This window comes from Paraburkholderia ginsengiterrae (genome assembly GCF_001645125.1).
Lineage (GTDB): Bacteria > Pseudomonadota > Gammaproteobacteria > Burkholderiales > Burkholderiaceae > Paraburkholderia > Paraburkholderia ginsengiterrae.
This window is the reverse complement of record NZ_LXKA01000087.1, coordinates 43,536-57,818: the sequence shown is the minus strand read 5'-3', so window position 1 is coordinate 57,818 and position 14,283 is coordinate 43,536. Positions and strand designations below refer to the sequence as shown.

Below are 14,283 nucleotides of genomic sequence, written 5' to 3'. Positions count from 1 at the left end.
AGTCAGTGTTTGTTGTCCGGATGATGGCGCAGCTGGTCGCGGACTTTCTTTGCGGCGAAGAGCGGCACGTAATCGAATACCCGCGCGTCGTTACGGTAGTTGGCCAAAGTGTCCGCATACATCTTCGAGACCGTTTCCGCCGGTGTATTGGTTTCCTCGGCAATACTTCTGACCAATTCGTCTACGTTGGGCGCAGGCTGTGACATGAGTGTCTCCAAGGAAGCGGGCGAGTCGATGGACGAACAACAGGAGTTCCATTAGAGGACTTGATCAGCGTCGATGCCAATTGAATCGACCTATCGCCTGATCTGTTTCACAGAGATATTTATCTTGCAGTGCGGCAAGCGCCCACGCAGCGCGGCCAGCCGCGAAATCAATGCGTATGGCGGTGGTGAATATCTGGGAAATGCCCATGCGTGTGCGTGATGGGCGCATGGTGGTGCGCATGCGTGTGCGGCTCGTCGCCGTCCCACGCGAAATCATGCTCATGCTGATGATGCGCGTCGTGCCGGTGGCGATGCGTGTGGTCCAGCGGCTCATGCGTGTGCGGGTGCTCGTGACGTTCGCGGATATGCAGCCACACACCGAGCGCCATGAGCGCGGCGGCGACCCAGAACAGCAGCGGCGGCAGTTCCGGCCACAGCAGCCACGACAAGGTCACGCCGAACAGCGGCGCAACCGAGAAGTAAGCGCCGGTGCGCGCAGTGCCGAGATTGCGCAACGCGACCACGAACAGCACGAGGCTCACGCCGTAGCCCGCGAAGCCTGTCAACATGGCGAGCGCAACGGTCGGCACTGTCGGCCACGCGGCGCCGAGGGTGAGCGCGAGCGCCACGTTGACCGAACCGGCCACGAGCCCTTTTATGCAGGCGATGAACATCGCATCGTGCGTCGACACCTTGCGGGTCAGGTTGTTGTCGATCGCCCAGCAGGCGCACGCCCCAACCAGCAGCAGCGTGCCGGCCGGCAGGCCCACCGCGCCCGGCTGCCACGACAACGCGACGCCGCCCGCGACAATCGCGACCATGCCGAGAAACACCTGCACGTCGACGTTCTCGCGAAACACGACCCATGCGATCAGCGCGGTGAAGACGCCTTCCAGGTTCAGCAGCAGTGATCCGGTGGCGGCGGGCGTCGTCTGCAAACCCAGCATCAGCAGCGCGGGCCCGGCGACGCCGCCGGCCGCGATCGCGCCGGCCAGCCACGGCACTTCGCGTAACGGGAAGCGGTTGTGATCGGCCGGCCGCTGGGCGGCGCGGTCTTTCAGGCGGCGCGCCAGAATCACAATGGCAAGGCCGGTGCCGCTGCCCAGGTAAAACAGTCCCGCAAGCAGGAACGGCGAAAGCGAGCCGAGCAAGGCTTTGGCGAGCGGCGTCGTTGCGCCGAACAGGGCGGCGGCGAGCAGGGCGGTAAAGGCGGCGTTGAAGCGTGAGGACATGAGCAGGGTGGAAGGCGGGAGCTGACGTTGCCGACACAATAGCGCTATCCGGTGTTCGCCGCCTGCGTTTCGCTAGAATCCGGCGTATCGAACCGCCGCCTTAACCACTCGATGTCGAGCCTCTCGCGTGAACGGCTCGGCGAGCGGCTCGATGAACTGCTCGCGCGCATCCGGCAACTACTGGATGCGCATACAACCAACGGCTGGCTCGACGAGCGGATCGAAGCGACCGCGTTTGTCGCGCGGCGCGAGGGCGTGCACGGATAAGGTGCAACGGCGACCGAACTCCGCGCCCAAGAAATAATCAGAAACCTGGTGTTAAGCGTCCGGTGGAATAAACCGGCACACTTAGGCGTTTGCCTAATCGGCGGCGCGCCCAAGTGCGCCGGCATGGCCGGATTTTCAAAAAGCTTTCGCAACATTGCCTGCGCGGATGGAACGACTCATGAATACACACGCCGACTCTTTGACCGATGCGGCCGGTACGCCGCTGCCGTCGCGCTACACCCGCGTGGCCGTGGCGCTGCACTGGATCATCGCGCTGCTGATGATCGGCAACGTGGTGCTTGGTCTGAGCGCGGATTCGTTGCCGGACGACTGGGTGCGTCCGGTGATCGATACGCACAAGTCGATCGGCATCACGGTGCTCGGCCTCGCGCTCATGCGCATCTTGTGGCGCGTGTCGCACAAGCCGCCGCCGTTACCGCATGAGTTTCCGTCGTGGGAAAAAATTGCCGCACACGTCGCGCATTTCCTGCTGTATCTGCTGATGATCGCGCTGCCGCTGTCCGGCTGGCTGCACGATTCCGCGTGGAAAGACGCGGCCACACACCCCATGCGCCTGTTCAATCTGGTTCCCTGGCCGCGTATCGGCTACGTGATGAATCTCGATCCGGCGTACAAGGAGACTTTGCATGATCGCTTCGGCGCCTTGCATACGTGGCTTGGTTACGCGCTTTATGCGCTGCTGGCCATGCATATTGGCGGCGCGCTGAAGCATCAGTGGATCGACCGTAAATCGGTCCTGAAACGCATGCTGCCGTAAGCGCATCGCGTTGGCCTTTCTATCAATCGCAACACCTTAGGACTCGGCAGTCATTTTGAAGAAGACACTGGAACAGGCGCTTGCTCTCGCGTCGCCGCGCATTGTCCCGCGCCGCACGACGCCGTTGAGCACGCTGATTCATTTGAGCGTGGTGGTCCTGTGGCTGCTGCTGTTCGCGCGCGCTTTCTTTTTGCAGGGCGCGCTGGCGTGGTCGACGGGGATTGCGTACGTGGTGTACGACACGTTGCTGCTCGCGTTCGTCACGTGGAAAACGCTGCCGCTGATGCGGCGTACGCCGCCGCTCGAAGCCGATTACGACCAGCGTGTGCTGCCGAGCATGGGTGTGATCGTCGCGTCGCATAACGAGGCGGCGGTGCTGCCGGTGACCCTCGCCGCGCTGCTGCGGCAGACGCATGGTCCGGCGCAGATCGTCATTGCCGACGACGGTTCCACCGACTCGACCCGCGAACTGCTCACCGAACGTTTTGGTCTGGTCGCGGCCGCCGAAGGCGTGCTGAGCGCGCCGAGCCCGCTTTACCCGAATCTGTTCTGGCTTCGCGTCCCGCACGGCGGCAAGGCGCGCGCGTTGAATGCCGCGATCACGGTGATGACCACGGACACGGTCATGACCGTCGACGCCGACACGTTGCTCGACGACGATGCCACCTACGCCATGCGCGCCGCGTTCGCGAGCGAGCCGAAGCTGGTCGCCGCGGCCGGCATTCTGGTGCCGGTTTGCGGCAAGTCGGTGTCGGGCCGCGTATTCGAGTGGTTCCAGACGTACGAGTACATGCGCAACTTCATCGCCCGTTTTGCGTGGATGCGCGCCGACAGTCTGCTGCTGATTTCGGGCGCGTTCGCGTCGTTCAGGCGCGACGCGCTGGTCGACGTGGGCGGTTTCGATCCAGCGTGCCTCCTCGAAGACTATGAGCTGATTCACAGGCTGCGCCGCTATTCGGTCGATCACGGTCTCGGCTGGGACGTGCGCGTGGTCGGTGACGCGCATGCCCACACCGATGCGCCGGACAACCTCGGCAGCTTCCTGCGCCAGCGCCGCCGCTGGTTCGCGGGCTTCCTGCAGACGCAGTACTGGAACCGCGACATGACCGGCAATCCGCGCTACGGCACGCTCGGCATGCTGATGCTGCCGGTCAAGGCGATCGACACCATGCAGCCGATCTACGGCCTGACCGCATTCGCGTTGCTGCTCGCGTTTGTGTTCGGCGGGCATGGCGCGATTGTCGTGTCGATCTTTAGCGTGATCGGTTTGAAAACCGCGATCGACCTCGCGTTCTATCTGTGGAGCATCCATCTGTATCGGCGCTGGACCGGCGAGCGTACCGGCTCCAGCTTGTGGATGGCGATGCTGGCGGCGATTGCCGAGCCGTTCACGTTTCAACTGGTGCGGCATGCCGGCGCGGCGCTTGGCTGGCTGCAGTTTCTGCGTGGCGGACGGGCGTGGGGCGTGCAGCGCCGCTCGGGGCTCGTGGCCCGCGACGAGAGCTGACGGCGCGTCTCGAATGCAGCGGCAACCCGCTCGAATAGCCAATATTCGAGTCTTTCTGGCGCCATGCGCGACCGTACAATCGTCGGCGACGATGACCTGCACGCCGGCGGCACGAGCAAAACGGGGTGCACTAACAGGCTGAGCAAGACGCGGGCTCGTCGATGCAAAATCCACAAGCATAAGCATCGCCTGAGAGGCCAATTCGATGAGCGCCGAACTGCACGCCGTCATGCCGGTTGTCGTGTTTCTCGTGGGGCTCGCCGTTGCGGCGGTGGCCCTCGTGAAGGGCGGGCCGAAACAGCCACCGCCGCTCGCGTCGATCAACGAGCCTTTCAAGTCGATCGATACGTCCGATTTACCCCCGCTCGAACACTATGCCGCACGCGATAACGCCGCGCTCGCGTACCGGTATTACGTGAGCCGTATCGCACCGGTGCGCGGCAGCGCCGTACTGATTCACGGCTCGTCGGCGAGCAGCGTGAGCATGCACACGCTCGCCAAGGCGCTCGCCGCAGCGGGTTACGACGTCTATGTGCCCGATGTGCGCGGGCATGGCGAGTCGGGCAGGAAAGGCACGATTGCGTACATCGGTCAGCTCGAAGACGATCTCAGCGATTTTCTCGATGTGGTTCAGCCGGCCGGGCCGCGTACGCTGGTGGGTTTCTCGGCGGGCGGCGGGTTTGCGCTGCGGTTCGCGAGCGACGCACGACAACTGGCCTTCCACCGCTATGTGCTGCTGGCGCCGTTCCTTCACCACAATGCGCCGACCACTCCGCCTTCCGTCGGCGGCTGGGCCAGTGTCGGTTTGCCGCGGGTGATGGTGCTGGTCATGCTCAACAAGCTGCGCATCACGCTCTTCAATCATCTGCCGACGGTGGCCTACGCCTTGTCGCCGGAAGCAGCGGCGAGGCTCACGCCGCAGTATTCGTACAGCCTCATGCAGAATTTCCGTCCGCACGACAACTACGGCGCCGATATTCGCGCAACGCGCCAGCCTCTCGAAGTGCTGGTCGGCGCGAACGACGAGGCGTTTTACGCGGAGAAATTCGCCGGCGTTTTCGCCGAGGCCGGGCGCGTGGTGCCGGTCACGATCGTGCCGGGTGTGACGCATATCGGCCTGACGCTCGAGCCCCCGGCGGTTGCCGCAATTGTGGCGGCGGTGTCAGAACAGGCCGGTGAGATCGCCGTTTCGTAAGAAAACGTTCCCCGTTTGACGGGAACTAGTCCATCTCCGCACGGTAGGCAATCCGGAGCGCTCGGGCGGCGATAATGGCAGCGGATGCACGAAGGTTTGAGCTAATCGGCATGAACCGTCTTCGCAACCGTGTACCATTTCGCTTTTTCCGACTTTTAAGACTTGCCCGTGACCACGCAACAAATCTCTACCGCATCGCGTAAATCCCTCACCCTGCTGCAATTGCTCGGCCTGATCGGCGCCGCCGGCCTGATCGCCGCCATCGTGCTGAACCATTTCGTCTGATCTTTGCGCGACGCCGCGGCCTGGCGCTTGCGGCCTATGCCGGCGCAGGCCGCCGGTTTCCTCGACATTCCGATTTGCCATGTACAAGAAGGGCGTAGCCGTAGAAATCCAGTTTTCTCCTGAGCGGCTGAACGACGGCGCTGGCGATCCATACTGGATCGATCTGACCCAGGCCGAAGCGCAGCGCTTGCTGGAGAGCCTGCAGGCGCGTCTTGCCGGGACCGGCGTGGGCACTGCCGCGCCACTCGTGGTGAGCCTCGATGAAACGCCCTCTGCGCAAGCGGGCGATGCGTCGCAAGCGGCGGATCGCCATGCCGCCTCAACCGACGACTTCAAGCAATGGGTCTGTGTGATCTGCGGCTGGGTCTACGACGAAGCCGAAGGTTTGCCGGAAGAGGGCATCGCGCCGGGCACACGCTGGGCGGATGTGCCGGCCGATTGGCGCTGCCCGCTCTGCGACGTGGGCAAAGACGATTTCGCGTTGGTCGAGTTCTAAACTCGCGGAGCGGTTCAGCTCGCGGTTCGGTTCCCGCTTCGAGTTCCAGTGTGCGTTTTCAATTGCAGCCGCAGTGCGGCGGCTTCGCTTTGCAGCGCCTGCACGAACGCGCCGGCCAGCGGATGGCTCGGACGATGTTCCGGATGAATCACACTCACGCGAAACGGCAACGACACGGCGAGCGGCCGGATATGCAGATGGCGGCCTGCGAAATCGAGCGCCGTCAATGGATTGACGATCGCCACGCCGAGCCCCTGGCGCACGAAACTGCACACGGAGACCGCGGTGGGCGTTTCGACTACCTGGCGGCGCGCGATACCCGCTTGTGCGAAGGCCTCGTCAATCTGAATCCGGTACGGATCGTTCGGCGACAAGCTGATGAAAGGCCGGCCCGCGAAGTCCTTTAACGCGATCACACGCTTGGCCAATAGCGGATGCCCGTCGGGCAGCACGCATACCTCGTCGACTTCGAGTAACGGCGTCAGACGCGTGCCCGCCGGCGGCGCGCCGTGTTCGGTCAGGCCGAGATCGTAGCGCTGCGCCGTCAGCCACTCCTCGAGAAACGGCGACTCCTGAGTCGCGATCGACACGCTCACACCAGGCTGGGCGTCGCTGAAGCGTTTCGACGCGCCCGGCAAAATCGAATGCGAAAACGCGGGCAACGCGATGACGGAAAGCTGGCCGCCCTGGAATTCGCGCAGGCTGGCGGCGGTGGACGCCACGCGTTCGAGCCCGGCATAGGCGCGCTTGATCTCGTCGAACAGCGTGAGCGCGGAGAGCGTGGGGCGCAACCGCCCGCCCGCGCGTTCGAACAGCGCGAAGCCGATGCTCTGCTCCATGCGCGCAAGTTCGCGGCTCACCGTGGGCTGCGAGGTGAAGAGCATCTCCGCCGCTTTGGTGACGCTGCCGGCCGTCATCAAGGCGCGAAAGACTTCGATATGCCGATGCGTGAGTGCCATGACAGGTATATCAAGAATGAATGGATGCACGAAGAATTGGTATTTTACTGAATGACACGCTTTCCGCATCATGTCGGTCACCGCAACGCTTCGACATCGAGAGCCGGGAACCGTGACGCCATTCAATCCGCAACAACTCGCCGACCTCGCCCGTCAGCATGGCACGCCGCTGTGGGTCTACGACGCCGGTACCATTCGCGCACGTCTTGCCGAACTGCGCAGCTTCGATGTCATTCGCTTTGCGCAGAAGGCCTGTTCGAATCTGCATATCCTCAAGCTGATGCGCGAGGAAGGCGCCATGGTCGATGCGGTCTCGCTGGGCGAAATCAGGCGCAGTCTCGCGGCAGGTTTCGCGCCTGACGGCGACCCTGAGGGCGTCGTGTTCACGGCAGATCTGATCGATCACGCGACGCTCGCCACCGTGATCGAGCATCGCATCACGGTCAACGCCGGCTCGCTCGATATGCTCGAGCGGATAGGACGGCATGCCCCCGCGGGGCATCGCGTGTGGCTGCGGATCAATCCGGGTTTTGGCCACGGGCATAGCAACAAGACCAACACGGGCGGCGAGCACAGCAAGCATGGCATCTGGCTCGACGACGTGCCGCGCGCCGTGGAGATTGTTCGTCGTTATGGATTGAAACTGGTCGGGCTGCACATGCATATCGGTTCGGGTGTCGACTATGCGCATCTGTCGCGCGTCTGCGATGCGATGGTCGAAACCGTCAAGGCATTGGGCCACGATATCGAAGCCATTTCCGCGGGTGGCGGTTTGTCGGTGCCTTATCGCGAAGGCGAACCGCGCATCGACGTCGCGCATTACTTCCGGCTTTGGGATGCGGCGCGCCGGCAGATCGAAGCGCATGTCGGGCACCGCGTGAGGCTGGAGATCGAACCGGGGCGGTTCCTCGTCGCGCAGGCGGGCGTGCTCGTTGCCGAAGTGCATGCCTTGAATCGGCGGCCCGCTCGGCAATTTGCTTTAGTCGATGCCGGATTCAACGACCTCGTGCGGCCGTCGTTCTACGGCAGCCACCATGAGATGACCGTGCTGAAAGCCGATGGCTTGCCGAGCGAGGCGCCGCTTGATTCATTCGCCGTGGCCGGACCGTTGTGCGAAGCCGGCGATGTGTTCACCCAGGCCGAGGGCGGTGTCGTGTTGAACCGCGCGATGCCCACGCCTGAAGTGGGCGACTTTGTCGTGTTCCACGATGCGGGCGCCTACGGCGCGTCGATGTCCTCGAACTACAACAGCCGGCCGCTCGCACCCGAGGTGTTGCTGGAGAAGGGCAAGCCGCGTCTGATCCGTCGCCGGCAAACCATCGACGAATTGCTCGCGCTCGAAACGCTGGCGTGACTCCGGTTGATGGTCAGCGCGTCCGCACCGTGCGGGTATAGGAAGCGATCATTGTCGCGAGTTCCTGCGCGGCGGGCGTGAGCGGAATGGCCGCGCGCTGCAGCAGGCAGACGTTCTGCTCGATGGCGCGCTCGCGTACCGGGATGGCGGTGAGCGTGCTCGCAAACGGCCCGCGTTTCGCCACGACCGACGCTTCCAGCGAGAGGCAATCCGTCGCGCCGACCAGATGCAGCGTCTCGTACAGGCCTTCCACCGTGGCGACGATTTTCGGCGGGGGCAAGCCGTGACTGTCGAACAGATGGTTCAGGCGACTGACCTGCGGATCGTCCGTCAGATTCGGCGAGCGCGTGGCCACCCACGTGCAATCGACGAGCTCGGCCAGCGAGCGTGCGCGTGCTTTCGGATGTCCCTTGCGACAAACGATAACCGGATCGGAGGGATAGAGCGGCGTCACCGAAAGATCCGCGGTGTCCGTCTGCTTCGATACCAGCGCGACCGCGAAGTCCAGCGTGCCTTCGCGAATCCACGCAATCATCATGCGCGACGTGCCGGTGCGCAGATGCACGGCGACCCGTTCGAAGCGCGTGCGAAATTCCATCAGCACCGGCGCGAAGGCGTCGATCAGCGGCTCGGTCGTCATGCCGAACGTCACCTCGCCGACGTAGTCGCCGCGCAATTGCTGCACTTCCTGCTCGGCGCGCTCGCATTCTCCGATAATCGCGCCGGCCCGCTGCAACAGCCGCTGGCCGAGGGCGGTCAGCGCAATGCCGCGATTCGTGCGCGTGAACAGCGTCGCGCCCAGCAACGACTCGAGGTTCTGTAACTGCTGCGTGATGCCGCTCTGCGCAATGCCGAGCGCCCGCGAAGCCGCGCGGATGCTGCCATGCTCGGCCACCGCGGCGAACGCGCGGAGCTGGGAGATCGTCAACGCCATGGGGAGAAACGTCCGGTGATCGGTAAAAGTGATCATGATAGTCCGAATGGGACTTCTTTGAGGCGCGGGGGCATCATAGGATGATGCGGCCGTCCTTCGACCCATCCACACTCCGTCTGCCATGAAAACTCCGCTGATGATCCTGAGCGCCGCGCTGATTTTCAGCAGTGGCGCCTTTGCCGCTGAATCCGACACGTTGCGCCTCGGTATCGACCCGAGCTATCCGCCCATGGACGCCAAAGCGCCCGACGGCAGTTTCAAGGGTTTCGACGTCGATCTCGGCAACGAAATCTGCAAGCGCATTCACGCGCGCTGCCAGTGGGTTGAACTCGAATTCTCGGGGATGATTCCGGCGCTGCAGGCACGCAAGATCGACGCGATCCTGTCGTCGATGGCGATCACGGAGAAGCGCGAGCAGCAGATTCTGTTTTCGTCGAAGCTGTTCCAGTTCAAATCACGGCTGATCGCGCGACAAGGTTCGGCGCTCGCGGGCGGCACGAACGCACTGGCCGGCAAGCAGATCGGCGTGCAGTCGGGCACGCAGTTCGAGGGGTACGCGTTGAAGAACTGGGCACCGCTCGGCGCGCAAGTGGTGGCCTACAAGAGCCAGGACGAAGTGTTCGCCGATCTGCAGAACGGACGTCTTGATGGCGCGTTGCTGGGTTCTGTCGAAGCGGACATCGGCTTTTTGCGCACGCCGGCGGGGAAGGGTTTCGCGTTTGTCGGCGAACCGCTTTCGATGGGTGATCGTGGTGTAGGCATCGGCTTGCGCAAGGATGAGACGGCGCTGCAGACGTCGATCAACTCGGCCATTGCATCGATGCTCAAAGACGGCACGTACGCGCAGATCGCGAAGAAGTACTTCGATTTCGACCCGTACGGCAACTAACTGATGTTTCGGCTCCTGACTATTCCTCTACAAACTATCCGCTCATGAACAGGCAATCGATTCCGCTTCTCTCGCCGGCTATCGGCACGCACCGCGAACTGGTGTCGTTTCATTTTGGCCCGGCCAATAGCGGGCAAAAGATTTATATCCAGTCGTCGCTGCATGCGGATGAAACCCCGGCGATGCTGACAACGGTGTTGCTCAAGCGCCGACTGATTGAACTGGAACAGCAGGGCGCGCTGAACGCGGAAATCGTGCTGGTGCCGGTGGCGAATCCGGTTGGACTCGGGCAAACCGTGCTCGGGCAGTTTCTGGGGCGCTTCGATCTCGGCAGTGGGAAGAACTTCAATCGGCACTTCGTGCAGTTCTCCAGGGTCGTGTCGCGAGCCAAGGAGGTCCTGGGCTCGGATGCTGCGGAGAACGTACGGATTGTGCGGAAGTTGATTGCCGATGAGCTGGCTGCGCAGAAGCCGTTGACCGAATTCGAATCGCTGCAATTGGCGCTGTTGAAGCTCTCGTTCGACGCTGACGTGATTATCGATCTGCACTGCTCGCTCGAAGCGGCGATGCATCTCTATACGAGCGAAGCCGCGTGGCCTGAGTTTGAGCCTTTGTCGCGCTATCTCGGAGCGCAGGCGTCGTTGCTGGCTACCAACTCGGGCGGCGAGTCGTTTGATGAGACACATAGCCTGTTGTGGTGGACGTTGCAGCAGGCGTTGCCCGCGGACAAGCCGGTGCCGAATGGCGCCGTTGCGGTGACCGTGGAATGCCGCGGTCAGCGCGATGTTTCTTATGAGGTGGCTCAGGAGGACGCCGATGCAATAGTCGATTATCTCGTGTGGCGTAAGGCGATTCGGCGCGAAGTGAAGCCTTTGCCGCCGTTGCTGTCGCCAGCGACGCCGCTCGCTGGCAGCGAACAGTTCTATGCGCCTGTGAGCGGGATTCTTGTTCATCGCGCGAAGATCGGCGAGACGATTCGTGTCGGGCAGGCGTTGTTCGATATTGTCGATCCGCTGACCGATGAGACGACCACGATCGCCAGCAATACTGAAGGCGTGTTTTATATGCGCCGCGCGATTCGCTTCGTGACAGCGGGGGCGCCGCTTGGGCGAGTGACCGGAACGCGGGCGTTCAGGACGGGGGTGTTGTTGGGGGCTTGAGGTCTTCTCGCCGAGCGCGCCTTATACCTTCCTACCCACCAGAAACGTCACGCCGTTCGGACCGTAGCGCTCCGAATGCGGCTCATTCGCCGGCAAGTGAAAGACGTCGCCGGCGCGATACGCGCGCTCTTCTTCACCCACGCGTATGCTCATTTCGCCTTCCAGAATCAGCGCTTTGGATTCGAACGGATGCGTGTGGACGTCCACCTCGCCGTTCGCCTCACGCGTGACGAGCAAGGTGTCAGGAAAGCCTTCTTTCGTCAGACTTTCGGTGAATGTGTTGCGATCCATGATGTTCCCATCCTCAGGAAGTGGGGGAACACTGACTCTAGCGCGATCTGTCGTTTCGTGCAGAACGCTCGCAGCGTAACGACTTTCAGGCATTGAACCGCGCTTCGATCAGGCGTGCCGCCAAGGCGGCCGCCTGACCGAAGCCGTTCTACTTTCGCACGCCTTTAGTTCACCACCAACACCGGCGCCACCGCCGCCGGATCGCTAATGCTCGGCCGCCCATTCTCGACGTGACCCGCAACACGGCGCGAGAAGCTGGCGTCATCGTTGCTCGTCACCGTCAGGTCGTACCAGTGATGGCTCGACGCCAGCACCCACGCTTCCTCGATATGCGACTCCGCCGGCACCAGCACGGTACGCACGCGCGCACCATAAGCGTTGTCGGTCACCGTCAAGCGCGCAATCCCGCCGCCCTTGTTGCTGAACTTCAGGAACACGTTGCCGTTCGCCACGTCGTACTGCACCTTCACCTCAGGGTGCGCCGCCTTGTCCTTATCATGCCATCCCGCGGCCTGCGAAGTTTGCGCCGCCGCCTGCTGCGTATTGCCCGTGAACTTGCGCACGAAGCCATTTGGTCCGAACACTTCGAAGGCGTACACGCCGCTGGTCGTCGTCAGGTCGAAAGTCTCGCTCAGCGACTTGCCCGCTTCGACGGTATAGCGCCACGGCCCATCCGTGCGGTTCGTCGCGTACACGTAGAAATGCGCGCCCTGGTCGCCGGTATTGCCGAGCGAGATCTCGAACGTGTTCTTCTTCACATCCGCGTGACCGTTCACATGCAACTCATACGGCAACGCACGTGCGAAACGGATGCCGCTTTCCTGCGGATCGATGGCGCCCGGCGTCGCGGGGACGGTCGGCTTCGGCTGCGTCGCGCACTGGTTGTCGGCGATGCTCTTGTAGTTGCTCGTGTCCGGCAGCGGCGGCACCTTCGAGTCCGGCGTGCGGAAGTCGAACGCCGAGGTCAGGTCGCCGCACACCGCGCGGCGCCATGCCGTGATGTTCGGCTCATACACGCCAAAGCGCGCTTCGATAAAGCGGATCACCGAGGTGTGATCGAACACCTGCGAGCAGACAAAACCGCCCTTGCTCCACGGCGAGACGATCGTCATCGGCACGCGCGGGCCGAGGCCGTACGGCAAGCCGTCGGCGGTATAGCTGCCGCCACGGGCCGGATTCACCACATTGTGAATTTCGCCGTCGGTGCTGACGGTCGACTGGCCCTGCGCGGGCGTGGTCGCCGGTTGCGGCGGCACGAGGTGATCGAAGAAGCCGTCGTTCTCGTCATACATGATGAACAACACCGTCTTGCTCCACACTTCGGGATTCGATGTCAGCGCGTCGAGAATTTGCGACGTGTATTCCGCGCCATAGGCGGGCGTATAGCTCGGGTGTTCGGAGTACGCGGCCGGCGGGCACAGCCACGACACTTGCGGCAGCTTGTTCTCCAGCACGTCGGCCTTCAGGTCGTCGATGGTGCGCACGGTCTGCGCGCGCTCAAACAATGGCGAACCCGGCTGCGCATTGATGAAATTCGCAAAGTTCTGCAGAACGTTGGTGCCGTAGTTGCCGTTCAACGGATCGGCGCCGGTCAGCCCCTGCTGGTACACCTGCCACGAAATGCCCGCAGCTTGCAGGCGCTCCGGGTACGTGGTCCACGAGAGCAACTGATAGTTCGGCGGAGCGTCGCCGTCCACATAGTCGCTGTTGTCGAGCAGCGGACCACCCATCGTGCCAGTCGGATCGACCATGCCGGTCATCAGATACGAGCGGTTCGGGTGCGTGGGTCCGGGCAGCGAGCAGAAGTAGGCGTCGCAGACGGTGAACGCATCGGCCAGCGCGTAGTGAAACGGAATATCGCTGCGCAGGTGGTAACCCATCGTCATGTCGGTCTTGTTGGCGGGCCACTGGTCGTAGCGGCCGCCGTCGATCGCGGCGTGGGTCTTGTACCAGGTGTGATCGAGATCGCCGACGCATTGCGCGCTGGTGGTCGCGGTATTCAGATGGAACGGCAGCACCGGCTGGGCCGGATTTTCCTTCGACGGCTGATACCACACCGGCTTGCCGCCCGGCAGCGGAATCGGGAAGCGGTCGTTATAGCCGCGCACACCGCGCAAGTGGCCAAAGTAATGGTCGAACGAGCGGTTCTCCTGCATGAACACGACGATATGCTCGACATCGCGGATCGTGCCGGTGCGCGAAAACGCGGGAACTGCAAGCGCGTTGCGAATCGACTCGGGCAGTGCGGTCAGGGCGGCGGCAGCACCGGCGGATGAAGCCACGGTCTGCAGGAAACGGCGACGGCTAGTTGATGTCATCGAATATCACCTTCTGCGGGGGGAAGAATAGCGCGCCTCGCGCGCCGGTGGAATCGGATCAGTTGCTGCTGGTGCTGTCGCCGGGTGCATAACGCATGACGGGCGCGATTTGCCGGTTGTCGGCAGCGAGACTGGCTTGCATGTTCTGTACGATTGGATCTGACGCGGCAGCGGGATCCACGGCTGGCATCGAAGCTGGATTGAACATGGCCGTCGCAGACGGCATCGCCGCGCCGGGTGCGGCGCCGCTATTGGCAACCTCGGGCGATGAAGAGGCTGCCGACGGTGCGGCGTCGTCCGCGCCACAACCACTCAACGCCAAAGTTGCGAGCGCAACCAAAGCGACACTCGCGAGGCCGATATCTCTTCTCATGTCCGCATCCAGTTTCGTGAAAGCGCATGCAGTCTCCAA

Annotated in this window: 15 protein-coding genes; 8 read left to right on the top strand and 7 right to left on the bottom strand. The window is 63.0% G+C overall.

Annotated elements, in window-relative coordinates; genetic code table 11:
- Positions 1–2: 2 nt before the first annotated feature.
- Together A6V37_RS06400 and A6V37_RS06395 are read right to left on the bottom strand one after the other, a co-directional pair.
- On the bottom strand, positions 3–206 hold the full coding sequence (locus A6V37_RS06400) for a DUF3562 domain-containing protein (protein ID WP_064271237.1): 204 nt from the start codon (positions 204–206) through the stop codon (positions 3–5).
- Positions 207–373: 167 nt separating this feature from the next.
- Positions 374–1,438, bottom strand: a complete 1,065-nt coding sequence (locus A6V37_RS06395) for a DMT family transporter (RefSeq protein WP_064271238.1) — start codon at positions 1,436–1,438, stop codon at positions 374–376.
- A gap of 111 nt (positions 1,439–1,549) precedes the next feature.
- Here A6V37_RS06395 and A6V37_RS38805 point away from each other — a divergent pair, with 111 nt between their 5' ends.
- From A6V37_RS38805 to A6V37_RS38800, 5 genes are all read left to right on the top strand, one after another.
- Positions 1,550–1,705, top strand: a complete 156-nt coding sequence (locus A6V37_RS38805) for a hypothetical protein (RefSeq protein WP_242665930.1) — start codon at positions 1,550–1,552, stop codon at positions 1,703–1,705.
- A gap of 178 nt (positions 1,706–1,883) precedes the next feature.
- Entirely contained in the window at positions 1,884–2,483 is a 600-nt protein-coding gene (locus tag A6V37_RS06390) for a cytochrome b (protein WP_064271239.1), read from the top strand.
- A gap of 55 nt (positions 2,484–2,538) precedes the next feature.
- On the top strand, positions 2,539–3,990 hold the full coding sequence (locus A6V37_RS06385; RefSeq protein WP_064285862.1) for a glycosyltransferase family 2 protein: 1,452 nt from the start codon (positions 2,539–2,541) through the stop codon (positions 3,988–3,990).
- A 205-nt stretch (positions 3,991–4,195) separates the two neighbouring features.
- Positions 4,196–5,185 carry an alpha/beta hydrolase gene (locus A6V37_RS06380; protein ID WP_064271241.1) on the top strand — a complete coding sequence of 330 codons (990 nt, stop codon included), beginning with the start codon at positions 4,196–4,198 and terminating at the stop codon, positions 5,183–5,185.
- Between the two features lie 364 nt (positions 5,186–5,549).
- Complete coding sequence (locus A6V37_RS38800; RefSeq protein WP_075643423.1) at positions 5,550–5,966, top strand: rubredoxin; 417 nt, start codon at positions 5,550–5,552, stop codon at positions 5,964–5,966.
- Between the two features lie 14 nt (positions 5,967–5,980).
- On the opposite strand, the gene A6V37_RS06370 is transcribed toward A6V37_RS38800, so the two are convergent.
- Entirely contained in the window at positions 5,981–6,925 is a 945-nt protein-coding gene (locus tag A6V37_RS06370) for a LysR family transcriptional regulator (RefSeq protein WP_064271242.1), read from the bottom strand.
- 70 nt (positions 6,926–6,995) lie between these two features.
- Between A6V37_RS06370 and lysA the strand changes: the two genes are divergently transcribed.
- Positions 6,996–8,279 (top strand): diaminopimelate decarboxylase, encoded by a 1,284-nt coding sequence (lysA, locus tag A6V37_RS06365; protein ID WP_064271243.1) that lies wholly within the window; start codon positions 6,996–6,998, stop codon positions 8,277–8,279.
- Positions 8,280–8,292: 13 nt separating this feature from the next.
- Here lysA and A6V37_RS06360 read toward each other — a convergent pair whose 3' ends face one another.
- Positions 8,293–9,213 (bottom strand): LysR substrate-binding domain-containing protein, encoded by a 921-nt coding sequence (locus A6V37_RS06360; RefSeq protein ID WP_064271244.1) that lies wholly within the window; start codon positions 9,211–9,213, stop codon positions 8,293–8,295.
- Between the two features lie 121 nt (positions 9,214–9,334).
- Here A6V37_RS06360 and A6V37_RS06355 point away from each other — a divergent pair, with 121 nt between their 5' ends.
- Together A6V37_RS06355 and A6V37_RS06350 are read left to right on the top strand one after the other, a co-directional pair.
- Positions 9,335–10,102, top strand: coding sequence for a transporter substrate-binding domain-containing protein (locus tag A6V37_RS06355; RefSeq protein ID WP_064271245.1), 768 nt, complete (start codon positions 9,335–9,337; stop codon positions 10,100–10,102).
- 44 nt (positions 10,103–10,146) lie between these two features.
- Complete coding sequence (locus A6V37_RS06350; protein WP_064271246.1) at positions 10,147–11,262, top strand: succinylglutamate desuccinylase/aspartoacylase family protein; 1,116 nt, start codon at positions 10,147–10,149, stop codon at positions 11,260–11,262.
- Positions 11,263–11,283: 21 nt separating this feature from the next.
- On the opposite strand, the gene A6V37_RS06345 is transcribed toward A6V37_RS06350, so the two are convergent.
- The 3 genes from A6V37_RS06345 to A6V37_RS06335 form a co-directional block, all read right to left on the bottom strand.
- Entirely contained in the window at positions 11,284–11,553 is a 270-nt protein-coding gene (locus A6V37_RS06345) for a cupin domain-containing protein (RefSeq protein ID WP_064271247.1), read from the bottom strand.
- A gap of 164 nt (positions 11,554–11,717) precedes the next feature.
- Positions 11,718–13,871 carry a phosphocholine-specific phospholipase C gene (locus A6V37_RS06340; RefSeq protein WP_064271248.1) on the bottom strand — a complete coding sequence of 718 codons (2,154 nt, stop codon included), beginning with the start codon at positions 13,869–13,871 and terminating at the stop codon, positions 11,718–11,720.
- A gap of 58 nt (positions 13,872–13,929) precedes the next feature.
- Entirely contained in the window at positions 13,930–14,244 is a 315-nt protein-coding gene (locus A6V37_RS06335; RefSeq protein ID WP_064271249.1) for a hypothetical protein, read from the bottom strand.
- Positions 14,245–14,283: the final 39 nt, after the last annotated feature.